The sequence below is a fragment of the Patiriisocius sp. Uisw_047 genome (assembly GCF_047730165.1).
GTDB lineage: Bacteria > Bacteroidota > Bacteroidia > Flavobacteriales > Flavobacteriaceae > Patiriisocius.
Genome location: NZ_CP159834.1, coordinates 2,329,979 through 2,348,681, shown reverse-complemented (window position 1 = coordinate 2,348,681; position 18,703 = coordinate 2,329,979). Strand labels below are relative to the sequence as shown.

Below are 18,703 nucleotides of genomic sequence, written 5' to 3'. Positions count from 1 at the left end.
TAGCATATAGGATAGTGTTACACTTCGGCTTCGATCCACTTGACCTCCTTATTCAATTAAACTTTTCCAGTATAAAGTAACCATCGCCATCTAAACGCCCATTTAGATTTTAACTCGACACGAGTGCCGATTATTTTTTCTGAAATATTCTTGATATCACATTTAACAAAGGACCTTGCAATTGAAACCAAACCATCAAACTTGGCTATTTTAGAATTCATAAAAACCTCAGAAAATAGCTGAAATAATCTAAAAGCAGTTCTACTTCTCTGTAAGTCGTTGATGACAATACCTACTTGCGTTTTTGTAGCAATGGCGTTTAATAACTCAATTATTTGTGCCTCTTTAAAATGATGTAAAAATAAGGTGCAAAGTGCTATATCTGCCTCTGGCAGCTTTTCTTTATCAAACACATTGCATACCTTAAAGGTACTATGTTTTAGGCTATGTGCCTTAGTTTTTGCTTGTTCAATAATATACGCATTGGCATCTAACCCTATTAGTTTATATCGCCAGTGATGTTTCTCTAAGTAAGCTGCACATAAAGCCATAGAACCTCCGTCGCCGCAACCATAATCTACAATAGTCACAACACGATTTTTATCACAGCCTAAAAGCATTTTTTCTAATCCATCTATGGTAATCTGATTACCCCCCAAATACCGATTTACGGTATCAAGGTCTTTAAGTACTTCTTGAAGCGGCTCACCCTGTAAGGAAAAATCGTCCATTAACTCTTCTTGAGTAGATCGATTATGTTTTGAAAAATAAATCATTTTTTTACGGTTCCGTGTGTTTTTTTTATAATTGCTGGCACGATTCCAGGGAAGAGCTTTGCCACTCCCAGACTTATCTTTGAAGCCTTTGGACTCAATAATAATTTTTGGATAATCCTACCCACGCGAAGTCGGTCTTTAAATTGATTGTTCCAAGAATTCCTGTATGATTTTTCTATATTCTCACGATGAAGGGGATTAGAAATTTGGTGCGTGATTAAAATTTCTGAAACTAAACTAGCGCTATGTATCGCCATTGCCATGCCATTACCGGCCAAAGGGTGTATCATCCCAGCACTATCACCTATCATCAAAATATGGTTTTTAACAGGCTCTTTTATATTAAAAGAAATCTGGCTAATGGTTAATGGTTTTTCCCAAAGACATCGTCCTTCTTCAAAAACTCTTTTTAAATGCTGATTCTTACTGAGTACTTCTTTCTGAAATATGTCAATATCTCCCACTTCCTTAAAGGATTTAAAGGTCGTTAAGTAACACACATTCACTTTTCCGTTCTCTACTTTCGAAACACCACAGTAACCACCCCTAAAATTATGAAGCGCTACAACATCCTCTGGCATATCAAGCTCATAATGTGCCTTTACGCCTAACCAAGGCGATTTTTTTGTTATGAAATCACGTTTTAAATGTATGTCTAGATTGCTTCGTTTTCCATACGCACCTAACACGTATGCAGCGGTGTATCTTTTAGACGCTTTCGTTTGAATCTGGAATGTTTTCGTGGCAGCTAGACCCTCCTTTAAATCAACCGAAATAACTGTATCTTGAACGGTGTCACAGGTGATCTTTGCCTTTTCAAATAAGAGCTTATCTAAAGCATAGCGGCTAATTCCAAACCCTCCCAAAGGCAAAATTGCCTTTATAAGAATACCATCTCTCGTGCTCATCTCAAATTTGGTAATGGCCTTTGCACCCTCTTTTATTGGGTCGATTCCTAATTCAAGTAAATAAGGTAATACCTCATTTGAAATATACTCACCGCAGACTTTATGGCTAGGGTATACTTGTTTTTCTATCAACAAAACCTTGTAATGACTCCCAAGATGGATTGCCGCGCAAAGCCCGGCGAGCCCTCCACCAATAATGGCGATATCATAAGAAGTGTTATTGTTCATTTTTTAAAGTTCGGAAGGATTTAGCACAAAAAAAAATCCTTGAAGATAAATAACTTCAAGGATTTTCATGTTTGCTAAGTTAGAATTAGTTACCTGCTTCTTTTTCAGCATCTTGTTTCATTTTATCATTAGGTACAATCACGATATTTACACGTCTATTTTGTGCTCTACCTTCTGGCGTCGTGTTATCTCCCACAGGAGTTTGCTCACCATACCAGTTTGTCGTAAAACGACCTGGATTTAAGCCTTTCGCTACTGTAAAATAACTAGTTACAGACTGCGCTCTGCGTTGTGATAGTAACATATTTGACTCGTCACTACCTACACTATCTGTATGGCCTACTACGAGTACATTTGTATCTACGTACTCAACTAATACACTAGCTAACTTGTCTAAGTTAATTTGTGAAGCAGCGTTAATGTTATATTTTGCTGTATCAAAAAATACACCACTATTCTCATCAAATGTAACAACGATACCATCATCAACACGCTCTACTACTGCACCTGGAATTTCAGTCTCAATTTTTTGAGCTTGCTTGTCCATTTTGTTACCTATCAATATTCCAGCAGCGCCGCCTACAACACCACCTAGAACCGCTCCTACTTCTCCATTACCACCTTTACCAACATTGTTCCCTAGAATAGCACCTAAAATCGCGCCAGCCCCAGCTCCAATAACTGCCCCTTTCTGTTTGTTATTTGCATTTTTCGTTGCTTCACAACTCATAAAGCTAATTGTTAAGGCAAGTGCCATAACGATAGTTCCTATGTTTTTAGTTATGCTTTTCATTACTCTATTGTTTTATCAAAGTTCATACTAATTGTAACTGGGCTCTCACCTGCATTTACTGTTTGCTCCCATTGCATATTTGAATCACTTAACTGAGTAAGACGAAGTCGAAATCCAGCATTTGTTTCAGATTTTCCTTTTGCATCAGTTGGTTTCAATAAGAAATCATAATAACCTGTATCCGCATCTAATTCTTGGATGGTAAAAATAAAGTTACGATCTCCCGTTGCACAAGCCACATCGTTAATGCTGTAGATTCCACTATTATTATTTGGAACAAAACGCCACGCACTATTTTCAAAACACTCCTTAGAAACGTCATTGAGGAGCACCGTATTAAAACTTCCTGAATCGCTATAACTTATATTACTCAACGTCCAAGTACCTTTAATAACTTTTTTCGATTGAATTACTGTTTTAGGAACTCCGCAAGATGCAATGAAGCCAACGACCACAGCAAGTATTAAAAATTTCTTCATTAGATTGTGTTTTAAATATTTGTACTAACGAAGATACAATAGGTACTTCTTTAAATAATAAAGTTTCTCTAAAATTTAACAAGCGATGTTAATGTTTTAATAAGCTATCAAATCTTTTAAAGCGGCTTCAAATTTATTTTTAGAAAGATATTGATCCTCTAAGAACTTAGCAAAAGGAATAGGAGTCTCTAGGCTGGCTACACGTTTAATAGGGGCATCTAGTGATTCAAAACAGTGCTCACTTACGAGTGCAGAAATATCACTCGCCATACCACCAAACATAGAGTCTTCTTGTAGTATAATTAGTTTTCCAGTCTTTCGAACAGAAGTATAAATAGCTTCGGTATCCAAAGGTGATAAAGTACGTAGGTCAATAAGATCTGCGGAAATATTCTGTTGCTCCAAGGTCTCTAAAGCCCAGTGAACCCCAGCGCCATAGGTCACGATAGTAACATCGCTTCCTTCTTGTAGTATTGCTGCTTTACCTAATGGGATTGTAAAATAATCTGTAGGAACTTCTTGTCTTATGCGTCTATACAAAGCCTTATGCTCAAAAAATAACACAGGATTAGGATCCTCAATTGCCGAAGCTATTAAGCCCTTAGCATCATAAGGGAAAGCTGGATACACCACTTTCAACCCAGGTGTATGGGTAAACCAAGCTTCGTTGGTCTGACTATGAAACGGTCCCGCTTCAACGCCACCACCACAAGGCATACGTATCACAACATCTGCTTTTTGATTCCATCTATAATGTGATTTTGCTAGGTAATTTACAATAGGATTAAACCCAGAAGCTGCAAAGTCAGCAAATTGCATTTCCATAATAGCTTTATAACCATTTATAGACAAGCCCATAGCTGCAGATACAATGGCAGACTCGCAGATAGGAGTATTACGCACTCTATCGTGACCAAAGGCTTCTAAAAACCCTTCTGTTATCTTAAAGACTCCGCCGTATTCCGCGATGTCTTGACCCATAATGACTGTCGTGTCATCACGTTCCATACTTTGTTTTAATCCTTGTGAAATGGCATCAACTAATCGAAGCTCTTCTGTTTCTTTATTTGGCTTAGTTTCTTGATATACAAATTCTTGATACACATCATCTAATTCTTTTCTTTCAGTAGATTCAATAAGGCTTTCGTTAAAAGCTAAGTCTAGATTTGCATCGATTTCTATTTTAATGTCTGCTTTCCAATCTGATATTAATGTGTCCGAAATTAGCCCTTCTGCAATGAGGTAGGCTTCAAAGTTATTCAATGGATCTTTCTCGCTCCACGTGTCTATTAAGTCTTCAGGAACATACTTGGTACCACTAGCCTCTTCATGACCGCGCATTCTAAAGGTTATAAACTCGAGTAAAACAGGACGCGGATTTTCACGCATATCTTCTACTAAGGCTTTTATTTTTGTGTATACTTCTAGAATATTATTTCCTTCAATACGATGTGATTCCATACCGTACCCCATGCCACGATCTACAAGGTGCTCACAATTATATTGTTCTTTTGTGGGTGTAGATAAGCCATACCCATTATTTTCTATACAGAATAATACTGGTAAATCCCATACAGAAGCAACGTTCAAGGCCTCATGTATATCTCCTTCACTTGTTCCGCCCTCACCTGTAAATACGGCGCAGACCTGATTGTTCTTTTTCAGAAGATTTCCTAGAGCAATACCATCTGCAACTCCAAACTGCGGTCCTAAATGCGAAATCATCCCCACAATATTATATTCTTGCGTCCCAAAGTGAAAGCTACGATCTCTACCCTTTGTAAAACCACTCGCCTTTCCTTGCCATTGAGAGAACAAACGGTATAACGGGATTTCACGCGTTGTAAAAACACCTAGATTACGGTGCATTGGTAAAATGTACTCCTCTTTATCTAAAACAGCCGTGATCCCTACAGAAATAGCCTCTTGACCAATCCCACTAAACCATTTAGAGATTTTCCCTTGTCGCAATAGAATCAACATCTTCTCCTCGATCATACGAGGCTTCAGCATTGATTTATAAAGATAGATTAATGTTTCGTCTGATAGGTTACTACGATCGTAATCGTAAAATATTTTGCTTTTAGCAGTCGTACTCATGGTTGTTTATTAACTATATCAAAAGTAGAAAAAAAGCATTGGTTACACATAAAAAATCACTTTTTTTTGGCTTCGGAAATACGCCTTGTTTTTCCTATATTTGCACTAAACAAATACCTCAGGCTAAAGCCTGCGAGGAATTTAAATCCAAAAAAAAAAACGCAAATCACAATTTTAAAATAGCGAATCATCCAATTATTATCGAGATCGCAGCATTAAATACAAAAATTGCTTAAAGATTAAAATATGAAGAATATACCAAGTGTAAATCTAGCCGACTTTTTAAGTGATGATCCTAGCCGGAAACAGAAATTTGTAGATGAAATAGGGAGTGCCTATGAAGATATTGGCTTTGTATCCCTGAAGAATCACTTTTTAAGCGACGAGCTCGTTTCTGGATTATATGAAGAAATAAAAGCATTTTTTGCAATGGACGTTGACGCCAAACGTAACTATGAAATAGAAGGCCTTGGCGGACAGCGTGGTTACGTAAGTTTCGGAAAAGAACATGCGAAGGGAAAGAAGGAAGGCGATTTAAAAGAGTTTTGGCATTTTGGCCAAGAACCAACCGCAGATGCAAACCTTCCTCATGCCTATCCAGAAAACGTTAAGGTAGATGAGTTGCCAGATTTTAATAAAACAGGAATGGAGGCATATAGAATGCTTGAAAAAACAGGGATTTATGTATTGCGTGCATTGGCAATATATATAGGAGTTGATGAACATTACTTTGATCATTGGGCCGCGAATGGAAACAGCATCCTTCGCCCTATTCACTACCCTCCTATTACCTCAGAACCTAAAGGAGCTGTTCGTGCAGGAGCTCACGGCGATATCAATTTGATTACGCTATTAATGGGAGCCTCTACTGGCGGACTTCAAGTGTTGACAAAAGAAGGGGAATGGGTAGATGCTATCCCACAAGAAGACGAACTAGTAATCAATGTAGGAGATATGCTAGAACGCCACACAAATAATAAATTACGATCTACAATACATAGAGTTATTAACCCTCCAAAAGAACAATGGGGAAATCCTCGCTACAGTATTCCTTTTTTTATGCACCCTCGCGGCGACATGAAGCTCAACTGTATGCCAGAATGTGTAAACAAAGAACACCCAAAAGCTTTTGAAGATATTACAGCTGGTGACTTTTTACACCAACGACTGGTTGATATTGGGTTAATTAAAAAGTAGGACTTCGACTCTGCTCAGCCACCGGAATGTATTACTAATTATAATAAAATTAACCCGCTTATTGAGCGGAGCCGAGATATGGATCTAAAAGACCAACTTAAAAGCCTCTTCCCAGAACACGAAGAAAAAGAAGTACCTAAGCAGGATGATGCTAATGATTTGATATGGCTGCAAGATGATCCGCTCATCTGTAAGTATGAAAAGCGTAAAGGAAAACCCATTACGATTATTGAAGGATATACCGGCGCTGACAAAGATTTTAAACAGTTAGCAAAAGAAATCAAACAAATGCTCAGCGTTGGCGGTAGTTTTAAGAATGAACAGATTATCATTCAAGGTGATTTTCGGAATCGTATTATGGCTTTTCTGCAGAAGAGAGGGTTTAAGACGAAGCGTGTGGGAGGTTAGGAATTTTTGATTTACAATTTTATATATCCATATATATATTAAATTTACGACTGGCTCTTTTTGTCCCAAAGCAATACTTATTTTCAAATAACTCCTTAACAGTTTAGGAATCACAGTTACAAGATTAATAAATTGGTCCCAAACCAAAAACTATAAACCCTTTAAATCTCATTCCCTGTTGATCAAACTAGAAAAACTAGCCCCCAGCGAACTCATCCTTAACGATGACGGTTCTATCTATCACTTAGCTTTAAAGCCAGGACAGATTGCAGATACCATCATCACAGTTGGCGATCCAGATCGCGTAACGGATGTAGCAAAGCACTTTGACAAGATTGAAGTAGAAGCGCATAAACGGGAGTTTAAAACAATTACTGGTACTTACAAAGGAAAACGATTGACTGTCATCTCTACGGGAATCGGAACTGACAATATTGATATCGTTTTTAATGAACTTGATGCTTTGGCTAATATCGACTTTGAGAATCGAACTATTAAAATGGAGCATATGCCACTTACCTTTATTCGTATCGGTACTAGTGGTGCAATACAACCTGAGATTTCGGTAGACAGCTTTTTAATTTCTGAAGCAGCGGTGGGCTTTGATAGCCTGCTGCATTTTTATGCAAATACCCATTTTCTGGATCTTCCCTTTTCCGAAGCATTAAAAAAACATACTAATTGGTGTCCTCAGAAATCTGATCCATATATGGTAACTGGCGACAAAGCATTGATTGCTCATTTCAATACAAAAGATTTTGTGACGGGCGTGACGGCAACTAATGTTGGTTTTTATGGCCCTCAAGGGCGTATACTGCGTTTAGGATTACAAGATGATGGATTGAATGACAAGCTCCAATCGTTTAAATTTCAGCAGCAAAAAATCACGAATCTAGAGATGGAAACTTCTGGAATTTACGGGATGGCAAAATTATTAGGTCATAGCGCAATTAGCTTAAATGCCATTTTAGCTAACAGAGCAGATGGAACTTTTAGCGATTCCCCAAAAAAGACAGTAAATTTGCTTATTGAAAAAACATTAGAACAATTATTGAAGCTTTAGCGTTTAGCTACTTAGAGGCACTAATGAAAAGTGGAATTTATGAGTAAAATCTTGCAACAATAAACAACAAGAACTTATTATTCTCGAATTATATTATCAATCAGTTAGACAGGGACTGTTTTAGTAATATTTCTTTTAAAGTGAGCAAAAATTCTAACTTTTTAGAGGCCTATAAAACATTAAAAACCCTATCATATGGGTGATAATTATGAAGAAATTTAAAATTGGCGGTGTGCCAGAACATTTTAATCTCCCTTGGTATTTAACCCTACGCGATAAGGAATATCACGAAGAGGCTATCAACTTACGATGGACAGATTATGCTGGTGGCACGGGTCAAATGTGTAAGGCATTGCGCGATAAAGAAATTGATATGGCGGTTATTCTTACCGAAGGTATTGTTAGAGATATCATAAATGGTAATGAATGTAAAATTGTCCAAGTCTTTGTGAAAACTCCATTAATCTGGGGTATTCACGTAGCAGAGAATAGCGACTATCGCTCCATTGAGGAGCTTAAAGGAACGAAGGCCGCCATAAGTAGATATGGTTCTGGCTCTCATTTGATGGCCTATGTAAATGCTGAAAAACAAGGATGGGATACAGATAAAGATCTCGATTTTGAAGTAATTAAAAGCTTAGATGGTGCCCTTGAAGCTTTGCCAGAAGGTCGCGGCGATTATTTTATGTGGGAGAAGTTTATGACTAAACCTCACGTAGATAACGGTCCATTAAACATTATAGGGGAATGCCCTACTCCCTGGCCTTGTTTCGTCATTGCCGTGCGTACCGAGGTCTTAGAAAATGAACCGGATTGCATAAAATCGATTCTTAAGATTATTAATAATACTACTTTAGAATTTAAAGATATTCCGAGTATCGATACGATGATCTCAAACAGATATGGGATTAAAATTGAAGATGTAAGGCAGTGGCTTTCATTAACTGAATGGAGCCAAGAACAACTAACAATTAAGCAATTAGAACAAATACAAAATAAACTATTCCAACTTGAGTTAATATCTGCAACGGTACCCGTAAATCAAATTCTTTATTAAAATTTATTACTGCTCACGCAACCCTTCAATGATTAAGGTATCTTACTGATGTAATTTCACTCATTATGACCATATTTTTTATTGTTCTCGGCAGCCTGTTAGTTACTAATATCATTATGTTACAATTTAGCTGTAATGATCCGGAGATCACGGAGAGCGACGAGTAAGCACTTTACCTTATTAGAATATACTAACTCTTTATCTAGTCAATCCATTATAACTAGCTCACCATTTTATGGGAGCTTTTCCTTTTTCTACAAAGTACTCATTTGTTTTTCTGAAATGCTCATTTCCAAACCAATAACCCCTATTAGCGCTTAATGGCGAAGGATGACCACTTGTTAAAACCAAATGTTTTGTTATATCTACTTTTGATCCTTTCTTCTTTGCAAAGCCCCCCCATAGTAAAAACACAACACCCTCTCTCTCTTCGGAAATCTGCTGAATTACAGTATCCGTAAATTGTTCCCACCCCTTCTTTTGATGACTCCCTGCTTTATGTGCTTCTACGGTTAAAGTTGCATTTAATAAAAGCACCCCTTGTGACGCCCAACGTTCGAGATTTCCCGAAGCTGGAACCTCGACATCTAAGTCAGCATGTATCTCTTTAAAAATGTTTCTTAAGGAAGGTGGATGCACTATCCCATCTGCTACCGAAAAGCATAAACCATTTGCTTGTCCTGCTCCATGATAGGGGTCTTGGCCTATGATCACCACTCTTACTTCATTAAACGGTGTTGCGTAAAACGCCTTGAATATTTCAGAATAAGGTGGGTAACAGCAATTTTTCTGGTATGTATTTGCGACAAATAGGCTCAATTCTTTAAAATACTTCTTGTTAAATTCTTTGCTCAATTGTTCCTTCCAGCTTGTCTCTATTTTTACATTCATATTCCGTATTTTTGTGTAAAATTAATGAAAAAGTTATAGTCCTCTTTCAAAGTGCCTATCCATTTAAAAGACACTATATAAAATATAATATACTTCACATTTGGAGTCCTTTATGATACGGATTGATCAAAAAACATTACAAGATTTAGAGTTTCCAATGGTCTTGGACCAGGCAGCACAACATTGCATCACTGAGCTTGGTGGAATTGCAGTACGAGCCATTGTTCCATTTCCAGAAACAGATGCTATTGCTCCTGCTTTAAAACGAGTAAAAGAGTTTATGGCTTCGTTCGGGAGTGACTCTCCTATTCCTAATCACGGGTTTGAGGCTATACACAGAGAATTACAATTATTAGCTATTGAGAACAGTGTCTTAGAGGCTTCTAGTTTTAGGAGAATCATTTCTGTAACAGAAACAACCAAAGGCCTGCTCATATTCTTTAAAAAATTTGAAGAGTTCTATATTGAACTTCAGCAGTTTTCTAGCGATGTCACTTTCATCCAGACGATCTCTCAAGAAATTCACAAGATTTTTGATAAGTATGGAGAAGTCAAGGATGATGCCTCACCGTCATTAGCAATAATACGTAGAAGGCTCATCTCTGTTAAAAGTCAGGTAAATTCTTCTTTCAACAAAGCACTCAGTCGTTATTCTGGCGCAGACTACTTAGATGAGATACGAGAGACCATTGTAGATAACAGGCGCGTGCTTGCGGTAAAAGCAATGTACCGTCGCAAGGTAAAAGGTACCGTTCTTGGTCAGAGTAAAACAGGTAGGATTACCTATATGGAGCCTCAAGAAACTTTTGAGTTTACAACAGAATTGAGCAACCTCATTTTTGAAGAACGCGAAGAAGTAAAAAAGATACTCAAGCAACTTACAGAACATATAAGACCTTATGCCTCGCTGCTGGCTAGTTATCAAGACTACTTAGTTTCTATAGATTCTATGTATGCGCGTGCACGATATGCCGTTGAGATTAACGGTTCACTCCCTATGCTTTCTAAAGGAAAAGAACTTTCCCTTATAAATGCTTACCACCCTATATTGCTTGCTGCCAATAAAAAGCGTAAAGAAAAAACCTTCCCGCAATCCATTTCCTTGCACCCGAAAAAGCGTATAATCGTGATTTCTGGCCCTAATGCTGGAGGTAAAAGTATTACCTTAAAAACAGTAGGACTCTTGCAAGTGATGCTCCAAAGCGGCTTACTCATTCCTGCGGATGCAGGCAGCGAATTTTGTTTCTTTGACAGGATACTTACTGATATTGGTGACAATCAATCGATAGAAAACCATTTAAGTACATATAGTTATCGTTTAAAAAAAATGAATCAATTTCTTCGGAAATGCAACGACAACACCCTATTTCTTATAGATGAATTTGGTACAGGAAGTGATCCAGAATTAGGAGGTGCCCTTGCCGAAACATTCTTAGAAGTGTTTTATGAGCGAGAAGCTTTCGGTATTATCACAACACACTATGCCAATTTAAAACTTCTAGCTAATGAATTACCAGACGCCATTAATGCGAATATGCTTTTTGATAGCGCATCATTAGAGCCCTTATACAAATTGCACCTAGGGGAAGCAGGAAGCTCATTCACATTTGAAGTGGCACAAAAAAACGGAATTCCTTTTAGCTTAATCAATAAGTCTAAAAAGAAGGTGGAGCGTGGGAAAATACGCTTTGACAAAACAATTGCAAACTTACAAAAAGAAAGGTCTAAGCTCAGAAAGACAACAGAAACACTGGAGACCTCTGCAAAGAAAGCACTGGAAGAGGGCAAGCAACTAGAGCAGATAAATGCGAAGGTACAGACCAAACTTGAAAACTATCAAGAGCTGTATGATACTAATCAAAAAACAATTAGTCTAGGTAGGAAGTTTGATGGGATTGCAGAAAAATTTCATAACAATAAGAAGAAAAAAATCTTGATGGATGAGTTATATAAACTCGTGATGACAGAGAATAGTAAACGTAAAAAAATTGCACCCAAGCAGAAAAAAGTTGTGCTACAAGAAAAGCACAAAATCAAACAAGAAGTAGAACAAAAAGTAGCAGTTATTCGAAAGGAGAAAAAACAAGAAAAGATAAAGGCTGCAAAACTACCTCCAACATTCAAGGTTGCCATAAAGGTAGGGGATCGCGTGAGAATGAGAGATGGCCGGGCGATCGGTACGATTGATGCGATAGAAAAGAAAAAAGCCTTTGTTAATTATGGGGTGTTTACGACTCAGGTGCATGTGGACGAACTAGAAAAAGTTACTTAATGGGTGTAGAAAAAAAACAGAGCATTATACTCTTTGACGGCGTTTGTAATCTTTGCAATAGCTCCATAAACTTTGTTATTAAGCGAGATAAAAAAGATGAATTTCGTTTTACAGCATTGCAAGAAGAACCTGGTATTTCACTTCTGAAACATCATCACATTGATACTAAAGATACAGATTCTATTATTCTTATAGAAAATGATACGGTCTATGTAAAATCTTCTGCCGCTTTACGCGTGTCGCGAAAACTTTCTGGAGCCTGGCCTCTGATGTACGGATTTATGATTGTGCCTGCCTTTATTAGAAATGGGGTATATGACTACATAGCAAAAAACAGATATAAATGGTATGGAAAGCAAGATAGCTGCATGATCCCTAACCCTGAGTTGAATAATAAATTTTTATAGCCTCACACGAAAGCAGCTTTCGCAATCATTTTTCATCACTTCGCTCACTATAAAACAGTGAGTTTTCAGGAGTGATTAATCGCTGTTTTTTGGTGAAATATCATTTACTTATTTCAAATTCTTCAAGATAAAGTCAAGCTTAGGGTTTTTATTCTTAACTTGATTAAAAGCAAAGTTTTCATAACGATTCTCTTTTGCAATCCCTTGATTAATCCATTTTGTAACCATAGGAGCATATTCTAAAGAAACCTTACCCGCCAATAGTGGGCTTAGGTTTTCCTTATAATAATAGGCATCATACACTTTTTTAAGCCCTGTAAGATATGTAAAGTCTTTGGTGAAACCACCACCACGATGGGCACGAAGGGTAATATTATAAGCTTCTTCTCTATTTAGTTTGTATTGATTATGTAACACATCAAAGGTGTCGCAAAAATTAAAACCACGACGCAAGCTATCTGCGGCAATCACTCTATATGAAAGTTCTTTTAACCGATGCATCGTTAGGCAACCGCTCATATATTCGCTAAAAACAGCAAGTCCTTCTTGAGTCTCGACATTTTTAGGAAACCCATTATGGAAAATTTTTAATGGCTGATCTAATCCATTATACGTAGTAACCAGGTGTACTCCTATCTCGTGCGTAGCAAGTACCTTGAGTTGGTTAGCACTATACCGATGATTCTTTTTTAAGATAAGTGTTTGCGTATTATTCTGCACCATTGCCGCCGCGGCAATCTTTGTAGATAATTTAATGTCCAATTTGAAATTATACTGCTTTACAAATTCTTCAAAATACACAGCTGCTTCTTCAACACTGTATATAGGGATCATCTCATTATCATCAAAAACCTCGTCATCAAAATGAAGAATAAACTTAGCGTTCTCGACATCTTTTTCTGTGGGTGTTCCAAAAGATTTTAAAGCATTGTAATAAAATTTACGACCCTGCCCTATTGTTTCTATGCATTGTATCAAGCCACTATAATCATAAATCACATCACGATAAAAAGCTCGAGATTCATCATCTTTAATACTGCCTATATCTTGAGAAAATAATTGTTGCTGTATACTGTGCGCATCAAAATCTATCTTCTTGTATTTAAAAGAAGGATTAATATTGTATTTTGAAGCGAAGAAATTACGTTTTTCCTGCTCTATATTAGTTGGGTTCACATAATTAAGTAGCTCGATCTTCACTACCATCTTATTGAGGTTCTGATCAATTTTCATTAAAAATGGATGATCGTTTGTCATTGGCTCTATTTGGTTCATTTGGGGATAATACGACATACTATAATGTAAAAAAATCTGTTTCCTTCTATCTTTTCGGTAGCTTGGAATAAATATCAGGTATTAAATTTGCTATTAAAAATAGCCGCATGCTCTTTAATTTTAGTTTGCAACTGTTTTTCTATGGCGTGTACGACTTCAGGAAAAATAATTTTTTGATACTCATCACAGTATATTTTCTTAAACTCTGTTGCAAGAACTAGCGTTTGCTTAAAATTTTGGGTAATAAACTTTAAAAAATAACCATTTCCCTGAAAGGTATCGTTAATTTTTGAAGTGCAATTTACGATATGAGGCAACGCTAAACTAGAAAGATTTGCCCTCCATAATTCTGCAAAGTCACCATACTTTTCATTATTTATGTTTGAGGTGCCAAGATTAATAACAGGCACTTCTCTATCCCATCTTTTCCAGTTATAACTGTGCATATCGTAAACGATAATGTGCCCATATTTATCTTCAAGCTTTGTCATTAATGCATGCACCACCACATAAAATGTAGCGTGCTTGTCTAGACTCGTCGTGCATTGCGCTTCCGTTAATGGTTCTTTCCATAGTTTTTTACCCCAAGCATCTTCATAAATAGCATGCTCGGGATCCCTGTTAAGATCGTATTCAAAACGGCTATCACATCCCGCAATCACTATGGGATGAGTTTTCACAAACTCTTTAGTAAAAGGGTCTTCCTCAAACCATCGATCATATTCTGTGTGTAAACAATTATCCCACAACTCTTTCCTAAAGTGATGGCCATCGTGCACTGCACTGCAGACATATGGCATATATTCAGCTACCTTCAACGTAAACGAATAGTCATCAGCTACTGCCTCAAAACATTCTTCACGTTGTATTTTATTTATAATTTCTGAAACTGGAAGTCTTTCCATTTCTATAATATCTTTTTTATTCTGAAATAGTAATGCTTGAATCCCTTTGAAAGTTTAATTATAGATAGCGCAAGTGTCAAATATGATACATTTTCGCTACAGCTAAGACGGCAGCTCCTTTTACTATAACCACACTCTCATTACTGCCCACTAACACTAGGCGTCTTTCACGTACTTTCTCAGCTTTGTCCTTCTTTCAAATGCATTCACCCGTTCTTGAACTTTGTCTTCTACAAAATCTATAATCTTCTCCTGGATTCTAGTTTTGCACAGCTTGTTTATATAGGTAACACCACCCGGAGACATCACATTAACTTCTACAAGCATACCACCTATCACATCAATCCCACAGAAATACAACCCATCTTTTACTAGTTTAGGCCCTATGCGTCTGCACAATTCTTTCTCTTGTTGGGTGAGCGCATGCTTCACAATACTGCCACCTGCACTCACATTACTTCTATGATCATCTTCCCCTGGCACACGTTTCATTGCCCCAATTGGTTGTCCATTAAGTAGTAAAATACGTACATCCCCTTGATCTGCTCCTTCTATGTAATCTTGCAATATGACATAATTAGAAGTACCATCTGCGTTATCAATATAAAAATCTAGCAGTGAGTTGATACTCAACATCGCTCGTTTTTCTATTAAAATTACACCAGAACCCCCAAAACCATTAAGAGGCTTTAAGATCATTTTATCTGGACCTTCTTTAATTGTCCGTTTTAGATAAACTTTATTCTTTGTTACGTGCGTACGTGGGATGTACTCATTAGTTGGATCTTCAAAAACGGCTGTGTACAACTTGTTATTCGCACGACGGATTCCGTCAAGGTCATTCATTATAAACACATCGTCTTTAACACTGTCTAAAAAGTTAAGCATTATCATATCTAAAGGAGGATTGCTACGTAAGATAATTACGTCAAAACCTGCTAAAGGTAGCATCTCGTCATAAAATTCAGATTTTTTATGAAATGATTTTAGATTGCTCGGCACCTTCTCCATTCGCTTTAAACATCTAGAAAAAGCAAATGCTTCACTGTCGCGAATAGTAAGGTTTGCCGGAGTTGTAATGGCCACTCCATGACTACGTTTAGCAAATTCGTTAATTAGAACTAACGTAGTATCGTTTTCAGGATCCATTTCTTCCCAAGGATACATAATAAAACAAACGTTCATAGTTGGTAGTTTAGTTAAGCCGTCAAAGATACAAATATTGACTACCCGTAAAGGCTTATCGCTGTGAAGTATAAATAAATTGTATGTTTTTACAATGAAAATGTAACTTATTATGATTCAAGAAGCTGCGAACAAAACTGAAGAAGCCCCGACTGCATTAAAAAAGGGAAGAATCTGCTCATAGAATACGACTCAGGTACTTTCTGTAATTGGTGTACTAGTCGCTGGGATTTAAGCTATAAACCGTATTACAAATAGCATTAGAGTAAAATCTGAGGTTGGGAAAATAGATGCGACTTTAATCACGTTTTTATTAAGTATGTTAAAGTATGTCTTAGTCATATTTTTATTAATAACCTGTTTAGATCTTTTAGGCTTTGAGTCTAAAACCTTAGCAGGAGTTCTAGCGAGTTTCGTTTTTGGCGTAGGTCTTGCATTACAAGGGACTTTGTTAAATGTGGATGGCAGATTATTAATCATGATTATAAAACCATATGAGCTAGTTGAACTCATAGAAGGCCACGGAGAAATAGGGCACTTGAAAGATATTGACATCTGTATAACAAAAATTATTACACCACAAAATAAGCTAGTGGTAATAACTAATGGCGCAATGTCTAACGGAAATATTACAAACTGTACGACACCAGGCGCAATTAAGGAATTTCACATAATTGGCGTAAGCTATGATGCAGATACTAAACAAACAAAAGATATCCTAATGGCCGAATTAAAGGCACAGGAAAAAGTGCCTTAAACTCATGCTCCAATTGTAGAGGTTTGCAAACTTGCCGATAGCCCTGTAAATTTTGCAGTGAGACCAGCTTGGCGCCCAAAGCATTATTGGGATGTTTATTTTGAAACGTTAGAGCGAAGTAAAATAGCACTAGATGTTGCTGGTATTGAGATTTCATATCCTCACCGAGTTGAGATTCAAAAGGAAGGACAATTAATTACTACTTATTCTTATATGATCAATGGCGATATCCTCGCCATCAGAATTTAAATAAAACTGAATTCTTAAGTCTAAAACAACTCCGGTGCCTATTATGCTAGAATTATAATTAGTCCAAGCATTTGTTATGATGGTACCATCTCCTATCCCGTCAAAATCTGTATCGATTCTTGGCACATCGTTAAAACCTCCTGCGACAGCTTGAGATTCAATAGCAAAAATATTTTGATAACCCCCTCCATCTATCTGATATTGAATACTAAAAGAATCATTTGTTTCATCCCAATGTTCTGGAGAGCCTCCTGTAGAGTCATCTTCTGCGATTAATATGTCTAATTGCAAATTGACACCTGTGGTAATATCGATTCCTGTAAAATTCATAGTTTGTAATGCACCTGAAGAAATACCTGTTACCCCGTCAATATCTTGGGCTGCAAAAAAAAAGGATCCATCTGGGGTGCCCAAAAATGTTATCATATCATCTCCTCCATAGCTGATTTCTGTACCATCAGTTCTGATAAAGTAATCGTCTGATGCCGCATCTGCCCCTTCAGGAGCGCTCAAGGTATATCTTGTCCCATTGCCATCAGTTTCAAAAGATTCTGAAAATAGCGCGAATGGTGTGGAGGTAAGACAATTAATACTTTCCCAACTCACTCCATTAAATATCTGGAGACATTTTATTTCTGTGACAAAAATCAGCATCCCCTTAGCACTGTCTGGAACAATCATAGCATTTCTTAAAGCAACTGTGGGAATTCGTGGGAGCATTAATCCTTTATAGGTAAGACCATTATCATTAGTGCCTTTAATTTCTAGCATAGCCGCATTACTTAGTACGGTACCTCCTATAACTACTTGACCAATAGATGGAGTGATTGCAAAAAATAGGAGCATCAAGGTGAGCTTTCCAAAACGAAGAGGATACATTATATTAATGGTTCTATTGTCCATACACTCTAAAATTATCGAAGCCCGCATAATCTTCGTTCCCATTTTGTTTAACAGATAACTCAAAAGAAACAGTGGTCGTTCCATTAGGTATATTGATGACTACTGTGCCTTCTGCGGTTACACCTCCCTCATTCATTCCTGACACTAGCACTACCGTTGTAGGCGTTCCATCTATAGTATAAGTGTATACCACATCATCACCACCATCAAACCCAAAGACATTATAATCAAAGGCTATTTTAATATTGCTAAGTGCAGAGACACTAACGGGATCAAAGATCATTACGTGCGCAGCGGGAGTTCCTCCGTTCGCGTTATTTAAATCACGACATCCTAAAAATGTCTGCGTCATCGTGTCAATGTCGTTGTCTGCTGCGACTTGATTAAATGTTGTTATTGGACTCCAAACATCTCTATCTGGTAAATCAGGAAATAAATAAAAGGCAGGAGTAGCGGCGTAAGTCCATGTGGTATTTGTGTCAAAGTCTTGAGCTGCTGCAGTGACAATCGTAGTCATAAGTGTATAGGCAACTTCCCAAGCAGTACCATTCCACATCTCTAGTGTACCGGTATCCTCAACAAATATCATTAAACCTATATCTGTAGTAGCAGGATTAATATTGGCTTTATAAGCTTGGCTAGGAAGTCTGGGCGGAATTAATCCCTTATAGTTTACGCCATCAGCAGAACCACTTATCTCTAACATGGAAGCATCACATGGCGTAGTCGTACCTATCCCAACTTGGCCTAAACTAACCAATGGGATTATAAATAAAAAGAATAAGAAATATCTCATGGCTATGTATTAAACATAGCATTGTACTTAACTCTTGGTAAGATTTGGTTGAAT

General features: G+C 37.2%; 18 protein-coding genes. 7 read left to right on the top strand and 11 right to left on the bottom strand.

Translation table 11 applies throughout. The annotated features are described in order from the left end of the window. Positions 1-56: 56 nt before the first annotated feature. The 5 genes from ABXT71_RS10175 to ABXT71_RS10155 form a co-directional block, all read right to left on the bottom strand. The gene (locus tag ABXT71_RS10175; protein WP_415371207.1) at positions 57-776 is read right to left on the bottom strand and encodes a methyltransferase domain-containing protein; all 720 of its coding nucleotides are present in this window, start codon (positions 774-776) and stop codon (positions 57-59) included. Then, positions 773-1,912, bottom strand: coding sequence for an NAD(P)/FAD-dependent oxidoreductase (locus tag ABXT71_RS10170; protein WP_415371206.1), 1,140 nt, complete (start codon positions 1,910-1,912; stop codon positions 773-775). Before ABXT71_RS10170 ends, ABXT71_RS10175 begins: the two co-directional genes overlap by 4 nt. An 85-nt stretch (positions 1,913-1,997) precedes the next feature. After that, positions 1,998-2,705 (bottom strand): OmpA family protein, encoded by a 708-nt coding sequence (locus ABXT71_RS10165; protein ID WP_415371205.1) that lies wholly within the window; start codon positions 2,703-2,705, stop codon positions 1,998-2,000. Beyond that, on the bottom strand, positions 2,705-3,184 hold the full coding sequence (locus tag ABXT71_RS10160) for a lipocalin family protein (protein ID WP_415371204.1): 480 nt from the start codon (positions 3,182-3,184) through the stop codon (positions 2,705-2,707). The genes ABXT71_RS10165 and ABXT71_RS10160 overlap by 1 nt, the downstream gene beginning before the upstream one ends. 96 nt (positions 3,185-3,280) lie before the next feature. After that, the gene (locus ABXT71_RS10155; protein ID WP_415371203.1) at positions 3,281-5,284 is read right to left on the bottom strand and encodes a thiamine pyrophosphate-dependent enzyme; all 2,004 of its coding nucleotides are present in this window, start codon (positions 5,282-5,284) and stop codon (positions 3,281-3,283) included. A gap of 246 nt (positions 5,285-5,530) precedes the next feature. Here ABXT71_RS10155 and ABXT71_RS10150 point away from each other — a divergent pair, with 246 nt between their 5' ends. The 4 genes from ABXT71_RS10150 (at position 5,531) to ABXT71_RS10135 (ending at position 9,009) form a co-directional block, all read left to right on the top strand. After that, complete coding sequence (locus ABXT71_RS10150; protein WP_415371202.1) at positions 5,531-6,481, top strand: isopenicillin N synthase family dioxygenase; 951 nt, start codon at positions 5,531-5,533, stop codon at positions 6,479-6,481. Between the two features lie 78 nt (positions 6,482-6,559). Then, positions 6,560-6,889 (top strand): translation initiation factor, encoded by a 330-nt coding sequence (locus ABXT71_RS10145; RefSeq protein ID WP_415371201.1) that lies wholly within the window; start codon positions 6,560-6,562, stop codon positions 6,887-6,889. Between the two features lie 178 nt (positions 6,890-7,067). Then, positions 7,068-7,952 carry a nucleoside phosphorylase gene (locus tag ABXT71_RS10140; protein WP_415371200.1) on the top strand — a complete coding sequence of 295 codons (885 nt, stop codon included), beginning with the start codon at positions 7,068-7,070 and terminating at the stop codon, positions 7,950-7,952. Between the two features lie 208 nt (positions 7,953-8,160). Next, entirely contained in the window at positions 8,161-9,009 is an 849-nt protein-coding gene (locus ABXT71_RS10135; RefSeq protein ID WP_415371199.1) for a substrate-binding domain-containing protein, read from the top strand. Positions 9,010-9,234: 225 nt separating this feature from the next. Here ABXT71_RS10135 and ung read toward each other — a convergent pair whose 3' ends face one another. Beyond that, positions 9,235-9,900, bottom strand: coding sequence for a uracil-DNA glycosylase (ung, locus tag ABXT71_RS10130; protein ID WP_415371198.1), 666 nt, complete (start codon positions 9,898-9,900; stop codon positions 9,235-9,237). A gap of 112 nt (positions 9,901-10,012) precedes the next feature. Between ung and ABXT71_RS10125 the strand changes: the two genes are divergently transcribed. Next, the gene (locus ABXT71_RS10125; protein ID WP_415371197.1) at positions 10,013-12,172 is read left to right on the top strand and encodes an endonuclease MutS2; all 2,160 of its coding nucleotides are present in this window, start codon (positions 10,013-10,015) and stop codon (positions 12,170-12,172) included. Further along, on the top strand, positions 12,172-12,579 hold the full coding sequence (locus ABXT71_RS10120; protein ID WP_415371196.1) for a thiol-disulfide oxidoreductase DCC family protein: 408 nt from the start codon (positions 12,172-12,174) through the stop codon (positions 12,577-12,579). The genes ABXT71_RS10125 and ABXT71_RS10120 overlap by 1 nt, the downstream gene beginning before the upstream one ends. Positions 12,580-12,687: 108 nt before the next feature. Here the strand turns inward: ABXT71_RS10120 and ABXT71_RS10115 are convergent, their stop codons facing one another. The 3 genes from ABXT71_RS10115 to gshB all read right to left on the bottom strand — a co-directional run bounded on the left by ABXT71_RS10115 (position 12,688) and on the right by gshB (position 15,944). Continuing rightward, positions 12,688-13,854 (bottom strand): flavohemoglobin expression-modulating QEGLA motif protein, encoded by a 1,167-nt coding sequence (locus ABXT71_RS10115; RefSeq protein WP_415371195.1) that lies wholly within the window; start codon positions 13,852-13,854, stop codon positions 12,688-12,690. 74 nt (positions 13,855-13,928) lie between these two features. Next, positions 13,929-14,759 (bottom strand): N-formylglutamate amidohydrolase, encoded by an 831-nt coding sequence (locus tag ABXT71_RS10110; RefSeq protein WP_415371194.1) that lies wholly within the window; start codon positions 14,757-14,759, stop codon positions 13,929-13,931. 156 nt (positions 14,760-14,915) lie between these two features. Continuing rightward, positions 14,916-15,944, bottom strand: a complete 1,029-nt coding sequence (gene gshB / locus ABXT71_RS10105) for a glutathione synthase (RefSeq protein WP_415371193.1) — start codon at positions 15,942-15,944, stop codon at positions 14,916-14,918. A gap of 319 nt (positions 15,945-16,263) precedes the next feature. On the opposite strand from gshB, the gene ABXT71_RS10100 reads away from it, so the two are divergent. Then, entirely contained in the window at positions 16,264-16,701 is a 438-nt protein-coding gene (locus ABXT71_RS10100; protein WP_415371192.1) for a mechanosensitive ion channel domain-containing protein, read from the top strand. A 192-nt stretch (positions 16,702-16,893) separates the two neighbouring features. On the opposite strand, the gene ABXT71_RS10095 is transcribed toward ABXT71_RS10100, so the two are convergent. Next, positions 16,894-17,853, bottom strand: a complete 960-nt coding sequence (locus tag ABXT71_RS10095) for a hypothetical protein (protein WP_415371191.1) — start codon at positions 17,851-17,853, stop codon at positions 16,894-16,896. Then, complete coding sequence (locus ABXT71_RS10090; protein ID WP_415371190.1) at positions 17,843-18,649, bottom strand: hypothetical protein; 807 nt, start codon at positions 18,647-18,649, stop codon at positions 17,843-17,845. The genes ABXT71_RS10095 and ABXT71_RS10090 overlap by 11 nt, the downstream gene beginning before the upstream one ends. Positions 18,650-18,703: the final 54 nt, after the last annotated feature.